At 73.6% G+C, this 11,637-nt stretch carries 10 protein-coding genes; 3 read left to right on the top strand and 7 right to left on the bottom strand.

What is annotated here, in order from left to right; genetic code table 11:
• Positions 1-20: 20 nt before the first annotated feature.
• Together ACIRPH_RS30405 and ACIRPH_RS30400 are read right to left on the bottom strand one after the other, a co-directional pair.
• The gene (locus ACIRPH_RS30405) at positions 21-1,364 is read right to left on the bottom strand and encodes a M16 family metallopeptidase (protein WP_402920640.1); all 1,344 of its coding nucleotides are present in this window, start codon (positions 1,362-1,364) and stop codon (positions 21-23) included.
• 170 nt (positions 1,365-1,534) lie between these two features.
• On the bottom strand, positions 1,535-2,218 hold the full coding sequence (locus tag ACIRPH_RS30400; protein WP_402920637.1) for a hypothetical protein: 684 nt from the start codon (positions 2,216-2,218) through the stop codon (positions 1,535-1,537).
• A gap of 157 nt (positions 2,219-2,375) precedes the next feature.
• Between ACIRPH_RS30400 and sppA the strand changes: the two genes are divergently transcribed.
• Positions 2,376-4,118 (top strand): signal peptide peptidase SppA, encoded by a 1,743-nt coding sequence (sppA, locus tag ACIRPH_RS30395; RefSeq protein WP_402920634.1) that lies wholly within the window; start codon positions 2,376-2,378, stop codon positions 4,116-4,118.
• Between the two features lie 20 nt (positions 4,119-4,138).
• Complete coding sequence (locus tag ACIRPH_RS30390) at positions 4,139-4,597, top strand: flavin reductase family protein (protein ID WP_402920845.1); 459 nt, start codon at positions 4,139-4,141, stop codon at positions 4,595-4,597.
• A gap of 50 nt (positions 4,598-4,647) precedes the next feature.
• Here ACIRPH_RS30390 and ACIRPH_RS30385 read toward each other — a convergent pair whose 3' ends face one another.
• From ACIRPH_RS30385 to ACIRPH_RS30365, 5 genes are all read right to left on the bottom strand, one after another.
• Positions 4,648-5,529 carry a shikimate dehydrogenase gene (locus ACIRPH_RS30385; RefSeq protein ID WP_402920631.1) on the bottom strand — a complete coding sequence of 294 codons (882 nt, stop codon included), beginning with the start codon at positions 5,527-5,529 and terminating at the stop codon, positions 4,648-4,650.
• A complete protein-coding gene (locus tag ACIRPH_RS30380) occupies positions 5,526-7,415 on the bottom strand; it encodes a bifunctional sugar phosphate isomerase/epimerase/4-hydroxyphenylpyruvate dioxygenase family protein (RefSeq protein WP_402920629.1) in 1,890 nt (629 codons plus the stop codon). The genes ACIRPH_RS30385 and ACIRPH_RS30380 overlap by 4 nt, the downstream gene beginning before the upstream one ends.
• 46 nt (positions 7,416-7,461) lie before the next feature.
• Complete coding sequence (locus ACIRPH_RS30375) at positions 7,462-8,457, bottom strand: DctP family TRAP transporter solute-binding subunit (protein ID WP_402920626.1); 996 nt, start codon at positions 8,455-8,457, stop codon at positions 7,462-7,464.
• A 110-nt stretch (positions 8,458-8,567) separates the two neighbouring features.
• Positions 8,568-9,842 (bottom strand): TRAP transporter large permease, encoded by a 1,275-nt coding sequence (locus tag ACIRPH_RS30370; protein WP_402920623.1) that lies wholly within the window; start codon positions 9,840-9,842, stop codon positions 8,568-8,570.
• Positions 9,839-10,399, bottom strand: a complete 561-nt coding sequence (locus ACIRPH_RS30365) for a TRAP transporter small permease (RefSeq protein WP_402920620.1) — start codon at positions 10,397-10,399, stop codon at positions 9,839-9,841. The genes ACIRPH_RS30370 and ACIRPH_RS30365 overlap by 4 nt, the downstream gene beginning before the upstream one ends.
• A gap of 151 nt (positions 10,400-10,550) precedes the next feature.
• On the opposite strand from ACIRPH_RS30365, the gene ACIRPH_RS30360 reads away from it, so the two are divergent.
• Positions 10,551-11,552, top strand: coding sequence for a LacI family DNA-binding transcriptional regulator (locus ACIRPH_RS30360; RefSeq protein ID WP_402920617.1), 1,002 nt, complete (start codon positions 10,551-10,553; stop codon positions 11,550-11,552).
• The last annotated feature ends 85 nt before the right edge of the window (positions 11,553-11,637 follow it).

Here is an 11,637-nt window from a genome sequence, read left to right as displayed (position 1 = left end):
GCCAGGGGTGGCGGCGCGCCCTAGGAGGCGCCGGCGGCGTTCGCCTCGGCGTCCGCCTGGAGGGTCTCGGCCTCCGAGGACTCCTCGGGGTCGAAGCGGACGACGAGCAGGTTCTCGTCGACCAGCAGGCGCTCGGCGGCGGCCCGCACCTCCTCCGCGGTGATGTCGTCCCAGCGCCGGGGCCAGGTGTAGGCGAGCTCCGGGTCGTCGAACAGCTGCGTGCAGCTGCTGATGCTGTCGGCCAGCCCGGCGGGGCTGGAGATGGACTGGAGGTGGTCGCGCTCCATGACGGCGCGGGCGCGCTCCAGCTCCTCCTCGGTCACGCCGGAGGCCAGCTTCGCGATCTCCTCGCGCACGGCCTCCTCCAGCACGTCGCCGGCGACGCCCTCGCGGGCGAGCATGTTGACCAGCAGGAGGCTGTCGGTGTAGCGGAAGGGCAGGATGTCGGCGGCGGCGCCGCCGTCGTCGGCGGCGATGGGGCGGTCCACCACGAGCGAGCGGTAGAGGCGGCTGCCCTGCCCCTGGCCGAGGACGGCCGAGGCCAGGTGCACGACGTCGAACTCCCGCTCGCCGTACGGGGGGACGCGGTACCCGATGAACACCCCGGCGGCGGGCACCGTCTCGGTGACGGCGTCGCGCACCGGCCCGCCCAGGGGCGCTCCGAGGGAGGCGTCGGGCGCCTCGGGGACGAAGTCCCGGGCGGGGATCGACCCGAAGTACTTCTCGACGCGGGCCAGGACGTCCTCGGGGTCGAGGTCGCTGACGACGGTGAGCACGCAGTTGTCCGGCCCGTAGTGGGCCTTGTGGAACGACTTGACGTAGTCGAGGTCGGCGGCGTCCAGGTCGGCCATGGAGCCGATGGTCGGGTGGTGGTACGGGTGGCCCTCGGGGTAGGCCAGGCGCAGGATGCGCTCCAGGGCGGTGCCGTAGGGCTGGTTGTCGTAGCGCTGGCGGCGCTCGTTCTTGACGACGTCGCGCTGGTTGTCCAGGACCTCCTGGGTCATGCCGTCGCGCAGCGTCTCCAGGCGGTCCGCCTCCAGCCACAGCACCCGGTCCAGGGCGTGCTCGGGGACCGTCTCGTAGTAGTTCGTGCGGTCGCTCGACGTGGAGGCGTTGATGTCGCCGCCGAGCCGCTCGACCTCCTCGAAGTGCTCGCCCTTGGCCACGTTGCCGCTGCCCTGGAACATGAGGTGCTCGAAGAGGTGCGCGAAGCCGGTGCGCCCGGGGACCTCGTGCCGGGACCCCACGCCGTACCACAGGTTGACCGCGGTGACCTGGCCGGTGGAGGCCGCCGCCGTCACCAGGCGCAATCCGTTGTCGAGCGTGTACTGACCAACCCGTCCCGCCGCTCCGATGGTGGTCACCAGTGCTGCACCCCGCTTCGCGCTGTCGCCTGAACTGCCGTCGTCCGCGCGGCCGTGCGCCGCCCCGGACGTCCTCTGCCGTGACGAGTACGACCCTATGGCCTAACGGGACCCGGGGGACACTGGAACGGCGCAACCGGTGGCCGAATCCGGGACGGATGCGACAGGTGTCAGCTCCGGTACTCGGTGGTGTCCATGGAGGCGGCCATCTGGTCGTAGACGGCGGAGTGCTGGGAGTCGGCGGACCAGACGTACAGGAGGACGTCGCTCGTCGGCAGGAACCACATGCGCACCTCGAAGGTGTCGTCGTTGGCGCAGGTGACGTCCCAGACGGAGTGGTGCGACTTGAGGGTGTCGGCGTGTTCGGTGAAGTCGGAGACCCGCAGCTCGGCGTCCTTGATCCCGATGTCGCCGGAGGCCGCGGTGTTGAGGCTGCGGCAGCGGTCGGTGTTGTCCGCCCAGCCGTCCGCCTTGCTGTGGGCCCCGCCCCTGGAGGGCCACTCCTGCGGGTGGTTCTCCGCCGCGTGCGCGGTCAGCTGCACCGACCCGTAGGCGCAGGCGGCCTGGCCGGGAGGGCTCACGCACAGCGTGCCGCCCTGGTTCTGGACGTCCCAGCCGTCGGGGACGTCGATGGTGATGCCCTCGACCGTCTGGGGGGTGAAGCCCTCGGGGCCGGGCGGGTCGACCGCCGGGACCATGCCGCTCTCGCCGCGCTCCAGCTCGACCGCGGCGCCGGCCTCCTCCCCGCCGCCCGAGCACGCGCCCAGTAGCAGCAGTGCGGAGGCCGCGACGGCCGTCCCCGCCCCGGCGCGCACGCCTCGCGCCCGATGCCGTCGCCCGTGGATGCCCGCCATGCGTCGTCCCTCTCCCGCGTCCCGTGGTCAGAACCCAGTCGACCATAGCGTCCCCGGCACACGGCGCGAACCGGAGGAACCCGGCACGTTCGCGGCGACCGCGGCGCTGCCGGGGCGGGCGAGGGGGGCGCTGGACAGCGGCCACTACGCTGGGGCCATGGTGGACCTCGCGAAGATCACAGAACCCTTGTCCCTCGCCCGGTTCGGGCCGCGCCCCCAGGGGCCGCTGGTCCTGGAGCTGGACCTGACGGAAGGGGTGGCCGACGAGGCCCCGGGGGACCCGATCAGCCAGATCGTGAACCGGCGCCGGCAGCACTACCTGGACATCGTCGAGGGTATCCGCCGCGGTGCGCGCGACCCGGGGGTGGCCGCGCTCCTGGTCCGCGTGGACGCCCGGTCGCTGGGGTTCGCGAAGGTCCAGGAGCTGCGCGACTGCGTCGCCGACTTCCGCGCCGCGGGCAAGACCGCCGTGGCCTGGGCCGACTCCTTCGGGGAGACGGGCGAGGGCAACCTCCCGTACTACCTCTCCTGCGCGTTCTCCCGCGTGGTCATGGCCCCCACCGGGGTGCTCGGGCTGACCGGCCTGATGATGCGCGTGACGTTCCTCAAGGGCGCCCTGGACAAGCTGGACGTGTCCTACGAGGTCGGCAGGCGCCACGAGTACAAGAACGCGCTGAACAGCGTCACCGAGACCGGCTTCACGGAGGCCCAGAGGGAGGCGTCCGGCCGCATCGTCTCGTCGCTGGGCGACCAGCTGGTGGAGGCGGTGTCCGAGGCGCGCGGCCTGCCCGAGGAGAAGGTGCGCGAACTGGTCTCGCGCGGTCCGTTCATGCCCAAGGAGGCCCTGGACGCCGGCCTGGTCGACGGCCTGGCCTACCGGGACGAGGTGTACGCCGACCTCCTCGGCGAGGTCCGGTCGGAGGCGGACGGGGCCGGGGACGGCTCCGGGCCGGAGCCCTCGCTCCAGTTCGTCACCCGCTACCACCGCAAGCACACCCCGGCGCCCCGTCCCCGCGTGGCGGGCGGACCGGGGTACATCGCGCTGATCTCCGCGTCCGGGGCCATCAGCCTGGGGCGGACCCGGCGGTCCCCGCTGGGCGGCGGCACCGTCATGGGTTCGGACACCGTGACGGCGGCGTTCCGGGCCGCCCGCAAGGACCCGCAGGTCAAGGCGGTCGTGTTCCGGGTGGACAGCCAGGGAGGGTCGCCGACCGCCTCCGACGCGATCCGCCGCGAGTCCGAGCTGACCAGCCGGGCGGGCATCCCGGTGGTGTCGGCGATGGGCGACATCGCCGGTTCGGGCGGCTACTACGTGACCCTGGGCTCCGACGCGGTCGTCGCGCAGCCCGGCACCCTCACCGGGTCCATCGGCGTGATCACCGGCAAGCCGGTCCTGGGCGCGCTGCTGGAGCGGTTCGGCGTGACCAGCGACTCCGTGAGCACCGGGGAGCACGCGGGCATGTTCGACACCCGCGAGCCGTTCACCGAGTCCGAGTGGGAGCGGGTGAACGCGCTCCTCGACGAGATCTACGAGGACTTCACCGGCAAGGTCGCCGAGGCGCGGAAGATGACCCGCGAGCAGGTCCACGAGGTCGCCCGGGGACGGGTGTGGACCGGTCGCGACGCCAAGGAGCGGGGCCTGGTGGACGAGCTGGGCGGCCTGGAGACGGCCGTGCGCCTGGCCCGGGAGAAGGCGGGCGCCGGCCCCCTGCCCCTGCGCGCCTTCCCGCGCGCGCACCCGCTGGACCGGATCCGCCAGCACGACTCCAGCGAGGACATGGCGGCCTCGCAGCCGCAGACGGTGCTCGGCGCGTGGGGCCCGCTCCAGCACGCGGCCGTGGCGATGGGGCTGCCCGCGGCCGGTCCGCTGACGATGCCCGACGTCTGGGACATCCGTTGACCGGTCCGTTCCTGGACGCCATGGCGCTGCTGCCCGCCGGGGTCACCGTGGTGACCGTCGCCGACGGCCGGGACGACGTGGGCGCGACCGTCACCGCGTTCGGCTCGGTGTCGGCCGACCCGCCGATCGTGTGGGTGTCCGTGGGCGCGGAGGGCTACATGGCCGAGGTCATCGGGGCCGCCGGGGCGTTCGCCGTGAACGTGCTCGGCGCCGGCCAGCGGGTGGTGGCGGGCCGCTTCTCGGCCGAGGGGCGTCCCAGCGCCAGACTCCTGGTGACGGACCAGCCCCACCACAGGGGCGGGCACACGCGCGCCATCGTCCTGGACGACGCGCTGGCCGCCCTGGAGTGCACGGTGCGGCAGCGCCTGGAGGTGGGCGACCACGTGGTCTACCTCGCCGACGTGGTGGGCCTGGCCGGTGTGCGGGGCGAGGGCCCGGCCCTGGTGCGCCGCTCCGGCCGCTACCACGCCCTGGACTGACCGCGGGGGCCGTGCCGGGTCCGGAGAGGGCTCCGGTCCCGGCACGGCGCTCACTCACGGGCGATGAGCTCCCGGAAGTGGGCGCGCAGGTGCTCCGGCGAGGGTTCCAGCCCTGTGATCAGGCCGAACGCGTCACTGGCCTGGAAGACGGCCATGCCTCCGCCGCTCAGGGTGCGGCATCCGCGCGCCTGCGCCGCGCGCAGCAGCTCGGTGCGGAGGGGCCGGTAGACGACGTCGGCGACCCACAGGGACGGGCGCAGCAGAGCGGGGTCCAACGGGATCCCGGGGTGGTGCGCCATGCCCGTGGGGGTCGCGTGCACCAGGCCGTCGGCCCCGGCCAGGGCGGCTCCGAGCCCGTCCGTCCCCTCGGGACGGCAGACCGCCCCGGGGAACCGCTCCGCCAGACGGGCGGCGAGAGCCCCGGCGCTCGTCCCGTCGACGTCGACGACGGCGAGCTCCCGCACACCGGACACCAGCAGGGCGTAGGCCACGGCCGCTCCCGCGCCGCCGGCCCCCAGCACCACGACCCTGTCCCCGGGCGCGTCCGGCAGCTCGTGCCGGAGCGACCGCGCGAACCCGGACCAGTCGGTGTTGTGCCCCACCGCTCCCCCGGCTCCGAACACGACGGTGTTGACGGCCCCCAGGGCCTCCGCCTCGGGGGAGAGCCCGTCCAGGGCCGGCAGCACGAGCCGCTTGCACGGGTGGGTGATGTTCAGCCCGTCGAAGCCGAGCCTGGACGCCGCCTCCACCAGGTAGCCGACCGAGCCGGGCTCCATGCCGAGCCTGTCGATGTCGATCGTCCGGTAGACGAGGCGGCGGCCCAGCCTCGCGGCCTCCCTCTCGTGCATGGGGGGCGTGAGCGAGGGGCCGATCCCCGCGCCGATGAGCCCCGCGAGGAAGGACCGCCCCGGGGCGCCGTGCGCGCCGCTCACCGGTCGCGCTCCGCCCGCTGCGCGGCCATGCGCACGGTGCCGTTGGCGGCCCCGTACCCCTGGTAGCCGCCGACGCGCTGGACCACCTCGAAGAACAGCCGCCCGTCCACGGTCGGCGTGTAGAAGTGCAGGAACTCGCCCTCCTCCGACCTGTCGTGGAGGATGCCGCCCTCGCGCATGCGCTCCCTGGTGTCGGGGCGCAGGTCGGTCCGGCAGGCGAGGTCGTCGTAGTAGTTGTCCGGGATGGCCAGGGGCGCGACCCCCGCCTCGCGCAGGGAGCGCGCGACGGCGAAGACGTCGTCGCAGCCCAGCGCGACGTGCTGGGCGCCTCCCCCTGTGTCCGCGTGCTCGCCGCCCAGGACGGACACGTGCAGGGCGACGCGCAGGGCGGACGACGGGTCGGTGAGGGCCCGGCTGCGCACGAGGCCGTCGGGGGCGGCCATCTCGACGCTCGTGTCCGGGCGCAGGCCGAGCAGTGCGCGGTAGAACAGGGACGCCTCGTCGAAGTGGTCGAAGGGCTGGAGGAGCCCCACGTGGTCGATGCCGGTCAGCCGTGCTCCGCCCCCCTCCCGGTAGCCGTCGACGGGCGGGGCCGAGAAGTCCTCCAGCCACGGCTCGCCGTCGCCCGGACCGTCCCCGCAGAAGAAGACAGCGGTCCCGTCGGGCGCGGCGACCGCGCTGAGCTCGGACTCCGCCGGGTCGCGGCGGCGCGGCAGGGGCGGGGCCAGGAGCCGCTCCGCACGGCGCATCGCGCCGGCGGGGTCGGGGACGGAGACGCCCAGGGCGGTCACGGAGGCGTCGCCGCTCCAGGTGTGCCCGAGCCGGGGGTCGCTGGAGTTGAGCAGGACGCGCGCGTCGCCGTTGCTCCACAGCTGCACCGGTTTGGAGCGGTGGTCCCGGGTGTGGGCGAAGCCGAGCGCGCCGAGCAGCACGCGCACGCGCTCCGCCGACGACGGCTCGGCCGCCACCTCCACGAACGCGAACCCGGACGGGCGGACCGGGTCGGGCAGCCGGCGCAGCCGCACGGCCCCGCGCGCGCCCTCCCCCTCCGCCGCGGCGGGCTCCTCCCCCGCGGACCGGCTCAGCCCGTCCTCCAGCAGCGCCAGGGACCGGAGGGCGTCCGCGGCCGTGCGCCGCGCGTCCGAGGCCCTGAACACGTCGTTGAAGACCTCCAGGGACAGCGGGCCCGTGTAGCCCGCGGCCAGCACGTGGCCGGTGAAGGAGGTGAGGTCGAACCCTCCCTGGCCGGGGAAGCAGCGGTAGTGGCGGCTCCACCGGAGCACGTCCATGGCCATGCGCGGCGCGTCCGCGAGCTGGAGGAAAAAGATCTTCTCCCCCGGGATGTCGCGGATCCCGGACGGGTCGCCGTCACGGGAGAGGATGTGGAAGCTGTCCAGGCAGACGCCGAGGGACGGGTGGTCCGCCTCCCGGACGAGGCGCCAGGCGTGTTCGTGGTCGTCGACCCGGGTCCCCCAGGCCAGTGCCTCGTAGGCCACGCGCACCCCGTACTCCGACGCCGTCTCGGCGAGCCGTCTCAGCTGGGCCGCGGCCCGGGCGTCGTCGTCCAGGGCCGCCGCCGTGGCGTTGGAGCACACGAGCACCGTGTCCGCGCCGAGTTCGACCATGAGGGCGAACTTGTCCCGGGCACGGCGCAGATTGCGCCGGAACCGGTCGTCGTCCACCCCCTCGATGTCGCGCATCGGCTGGTAGAGGTCGATGCCCAGGCCGAGCGAGGCAGCGAGCGCCCGTATCCGCCGGGGCCTCAGCGGCGACGCTATGAGGTCGTTCTCGAAGATCTCGACGCCGTCGAACCCGGCCCCGGCCGCCGCCCGGAGCTTCTCCTCGAGGGTGCCGCTCAACGACACCGTGGCGATGGAACGCCGCATGTCCGTCTCCCCCTGTCCTTCCGTGTTCGGTCCGGTCCGCGGCCGTCTACGACCCGGAGTGCAAGGACTCGTACAGGGCCCGCTGCCCCTCGTCGAGGTTCTCCGCGAAGTAGTCCCTGGACCTGGTGCGGAAGGCCTCCACGTCGACGTCGTCCACGACCTCCATGGCGCCGTCGGCGGCCCACCGGTCGAGGATCTCGGCCTCCGACTCCTCGATGCAGGCGCGGTTCTCCTCCCGGACCGTGCTGACCGCCTCCTGGAGCGCCTCCTGCTGGCGTTCGTCCATCTGTTCCCAGCTCTGGCCGGAGACGACGATGAGCTGCGACCCGATCTGGTGGCTCGTGAGGCTGATGTGGCTCTGGACCTCGTCGAAGCTGTCGGCGGAGATCGTGGGGATCGGGTTCTCCTGGCCGTCGACGGTCCCCTGTTGGAGGGCGAGGTAGACCTCCTCGAAGGCGACGGTGGTGGGGGTGGCGCCCATCGCCTCGGCGTTGGCCAGGTAGATCGGGGCGTCGGGGAACCGCATGCGCAGGCCGTCGAGGTCGCCGGGGGTGCGGATGGGCCGGTTCGCGGTGAAGTGCCGGTCGCCGAAGTACCAGACGTCGAGGATCCTGGCGCCGGTCGCGGCCTCGAAGTCCTCCTTCAGCCGGTCGGACTCCTCGGAGTCGAAGTAGTCGAACATCTGGTCGGCGTCGTCGAACGCGTAGGCCGCGTCGAGCACCCCGATCGGCTCGTACGCCGAGCCGAGCGCGGCGGAGCCCTGGACGTCCATGTCGATGTCGCCCGACATCACCGAGGTGAAGGTCTCGGTGTTGTTGCCGAGCTGGCTGTTGGGAAAGGTCTCGACCGTCACTCCGACGCCGGCGTCCGCGACGCGCTCGGCGACCAGGTCGATCCCGCACCGGGTGTGGGGGTGCTCCGCGGTGTAGCTGTTGGCGAAGGAGAGGGTGATCTCGCCGTCGGCGGCCCCGTCGGCGCCGCAGCCCGCGAGGGCGAGGACGGCGACGGGGACCAGGGCGGTCCAGCGGTGGGGGGTGCGCATGCGGTGCTCCCTGGGGGTCGTGCCGCCGTACGGCGGCGGTGGTGGCGGTGTGTCGGGGCCGCGCCCCGGGTCGCGGGGGCGCGGAGGGGTGCGCCCCGGGGCGGCGCGGCTCAGAGGCCGAGGTACCGGGGCAGGAAGAGCACGAGGTCCGGCACGAAGGTGAGCAGGGCCAGGATGAGCAGCAGGGGCACGAGGAAGGGCGCCGTGCCGCGGAACACCTCGTGCATGGGGCTGCGCGTGGCCGAGCCGAGCACGAAGAGGACGCCTCCGATCGGGGGCGTGAGCAGCCCGATCATGAGGTTGACGATGACGATGACGCCGAAGTGGACGGGGTCGACCCCGAACTGCGTCGCGATGGGCAGCAGGACGGGCACGGTGATCATCAGGGCGGCGACGGGCTCCAGGACCGTGCCGAGGAGGATGAGCACGAGGTTCACCAGCACCAGGAACACGATCGGGCTGTCGGTGAGCCCCAGCAGGAACGACGCGATGTCCTGCGGTACGCGTTCGCGGGCCAGGATCCAGCCGAGCAGGCCGGACGCGGCCAGGACGATCGCGATCGACGCGGCGGTCGTCGCGGTCTCCACCAGGATCCGCCACAGGGTGCGCGGGTTCAGCTCGCGGTAGAGGAGGCCGAGCGCGAGCACGTAGGCGGCGCCGACCGCCGCGGCCTCGGTGGGGGTGAAGAGCCCGCTCAGGATGCCGCCGAGCAGGATGAGGGGTGCGCCCAGCGGGCCGAGGACGCGGACGACCGCGGTGCGGACCTCTCCGGCGGTCGCCCGCTCGCCGGCCAGGTGCGGCTGCTTGCGCGCCCACAGGTGGACGGCGAGGGCGAGCCCCGCGGCCACGAGGAACGCCGGGACCACCGCCGCGGCGAACAGGGCGGCGGTGGAGACCGCGGCGACGGAGGCGTAGACGATCGCGGGGATGCTGGGCGGCATGATCGGGCTGATCAGGCTGGAGGAGGCGGTGAGCCCGAGGGCGAAGCGCTTGGGGTAGCCGCGGTCGGTCATCGCCGGGACGAGCATCTTGCCCATGCCTGCGACGTCGGCCAGGGCGGTACCGCTCACCCACGAGAAGCCGACGCTGACACCGATGTTGACGTAGCCCAGGCTTCCCCGGAGGCGCCCCAGCAGGACCTGGGCGAAGCCGAAGATGCGGTCCGCGATGCCGGTGTGGTTGGCGGCGACGCCCACCAGGATGAACAGGGGGATGGCCAGCAGGGGGAAGCTGTTGATCTCCTGCGTCGCGGTGCGCAGGCTCAGGCCGGCGGACTGGCCGGTCAGGAGCATGTACGCCAGGGACGGCCCGAGGATGGCGAAGGCGATCGGCACGCGCAGGGCCAGCAGGACGACGATCCCCAGGATGACGAGGCCGGCGCTCATCGGGTGGGCTCCTCGTGGTCGGTCGGTGCGGGGGGAGGGGTGCCCGGCGCGGGCGGCCCCGGGACGAGGACCGCGTTGGCCAGGGCGCGCAGCGCGGCCAGGGCGAGCCCGGCCATCGGGATCACGTAGGTCCAGGCCATCGGGATGCCCATCACCGGGGTGGTCTGCGGTCCGCCCGCGAACACGAGGTCGGCCGCGGCCGCGACGAGCAGGCCGCACGTCGCCGCGACGACGAGGTTGGCGAAGATCCACACGGCGCGCATCGCACGGCCCCGGGCGACGAAGTCGACGAGCTTGAGGGTGATGTGCTCGTCGCGGCCGACGAGGTGCCCGACCAGGGAGAAGGCGAGCCAGACCAGGCCGAACCGGGCGAGCTCCCCCACCCAGACCCAGCTCTCACCGGGGACGTAGCGCTGGCCGGCCTGCACGAGCATCAGGACGAGGACCATGGCCAGGAGCAGCGCGCCGAGGGCGAGTTCCGCGGTCTCCAGCCATCGGACGGGCGCCGGGCGCGAGCCCGGGGGCCCGTCTCCGGACGTACTGGGGGGATGGGTCATCCCGGGCTCCACTCAACAAACGGGGGGTTGCATACGCCCTGTTCAGAGACGTGCTCCTGGGGGCCGTACGTCGTGGTTGTGAACTCTAGGTTTCGGTCGTCGCGCGTGGCAAGCGATTGCCAAAAGTTGCCGCCCGGCGTAGAAAGTCCCCATGAGCCCGGTCAGGAGAAGCACGGTCTACGACGTGGCACGGGAGGCGGGCGTGGCCGCGTCCACGGTGTCACGCGCCTTCAGCGATCCGCGGCGGGTCAACCAGGTCACCCGCGAACACGTCCTCGACGTCGCCGAGCGCCTGGGCTACCGGCCCAACCCGTTGGCGAGCGCCCTCCAGTCCGGCCGCACGGCCACGATCGCGCTCCTGGTCCCCGACATCGCCAACCCGCACTTCTTCGGCACGATACGGGGCGCCGAGGGCCGGGCCAGCGCCTCGGGGATCACCTTCATCCTGGGCTACACCGAGGAGTCCGCGCACAACGAGCGCGAGCAGATCCTGCGGCTGGACCGCTCGGTGGACGGCTTCGTCCTCGCCTCCAGCAGGATGAGCGACGCGACCACGGTCGAACTGGCCCGGGAGCACAACATGGCCCTGGTCAACCGCCAGGTCGAGGGGCTGCCCAGTGCGATCGTCGACAACGGCGGCGGCAGCCGGCAGATCATCGACCACCTCGCCTCACTCGGGCACCGGTCGGTGGTGTACCTCAGCGGGCCCGAGCAGTCGTGGCAGGCGAAGGAGCGGTGGAGGGGGCTGGGCACGGCGGCGGGGCGGTGCGGCATGGCGGCGACGCGCCTGGGCCCCTTCTCGCCCCGCGTGGCGGGCGGCGCCGCGGCGGCGGACGCCGCGCTGGTGTCGGGGGCGACGGCGTTCGTCGCCCACAACGACCTGTTGGCGATCGGCATGCTGCGCCGCCTGGCCGAGCGCGGGATCCGCGTGCCGCGGGACCGCAGCGTCGTGGGGTACGACGACATCTTCGGCGCGGACTTCTGCGTGCCCGCGCTGACCACGCTCGCGGGCCCCCACGAGGAGGCCGGACGCGCGGGTGTGGAGCTGCTGCTGAACCGGGTCTCGCGGGCCGCCGCCGGGGAGCCCCCGCGGCAGGTGGTCCTCCCGGCGCACCTGGTGGTCCGCGACTCGACCGGCCCGGCGCCGGACTGACCGCGCGGGACCGCCTCGGCGACCGCACGCGAAGGCGGGCCGCGGTGACCGGACCGGCCCCGCCCGCGCGGCGGGCCCGTGCCCG

It is taken from the genome of Nocardiopsis sp. NPDC101807, assembly GCF_044766605.1.
GTDB lineage: Bacteria > Actinomycetota > Actinomycetes > Streptosporangiales > Streptosporangiaceae > Nocardiopsis > Nocardiopsis tropica.
The sequence above is the reverse complement of the archived record's forward strand: the minus strand, read 5'-3'. Positions and strand labels throughout refer to the sequence as shown.